Genomic DNA, 859 nt, shown 5'->3' on the forward strand with positions numbered 1-859 from the left:
ACAGAAAGAGATTTGTTAGATGAAGGTTTAACATTAACTTCTTGGGATCCTTTAGGTTGTTTTAACAGTTATATCTATAGTCCAATAGAAGGTATAGATATATGTAGATCGCTCCCTTTATATAAGCAAACAGCAGCGCAACCGCTTACGCCAAATAATGAAACTTTTAACACCGCTAATCTCCTTAAAGCTCTATGGGTATTGAATAAGCACTATAAAATTGGACGAAATCCTGATAAGGGATCCTTCTATACAAAAAAAGCAGATATTTTAATAACACTTAGTTTAGAAGAAAAAGTGAGACTCGAAGGTTTTCAATATCCCAATTATGAAGAAGATGCTGATCTTACACAACAAGAAATAGAGGAATTAAGGGAGAAAGGACCTTTACTACCTTTATACAAAACCACAAATATGCTGTACGGAGAATATAGCTATCACGGGTTAGTATCAGATGACTTTGCTAAAAAAGAACTCTTAAAAAGATTCACAAAAGCAATCCCATGGAAAAAGCCTAACCATAATAACAAATCTTGGGAAACAGAAATTGATTGGGCAAAAGAACTGTTACATAATTTTGATATAGATTATCAAACAAAAGAAAATATAGTAGACAAAAAGTTCACAGATTCTATGTATTAAGTATACGCTACAACAAAAAACTTCAGATATAAACCCTATTATATCTGAAGTTTTTTACATTCCACTCTTAAAATAAATAAGTTCAATCACATTTATACTTTAGAACTAATCCATTTTCATATCATAGTCAATATCATACTCTTTAATTAAGCTAAAATTAAGGTTTTTTTGTCATTTTTCTTCTCTCCCTATATCGTTACTTATTTTTAATGTACTT

The 859-nt window shown here is 30.3% G+C and carries 1 protein-coding gene; it reads left to right on the plus strand.

Translation table 11 applies throughout. The features are described from left to right. Nucleotides 1-642, plus strand: a 642-nt coding sequence (locus RCF13_RS14730; RefSeq protein ID WP_308141295.1) for a hypothetical protein, incomplete at its 5' end; no start/stop codon positions are given. Nucleotides 643-859 lie beyond the last annotated feature (217 nt).

The organism is Stenotrophomonas maltophilia group sp. RNC7 (assembly GCF_030910085.1).
GTDB classification, from domain to species: Bacteria; Pseudomonadota; Gammaproteobacteria; order Xanthomonadales; family Xanthomonadaceae; genus Stenotrophomonas; species Stenotrophomonas sepilia.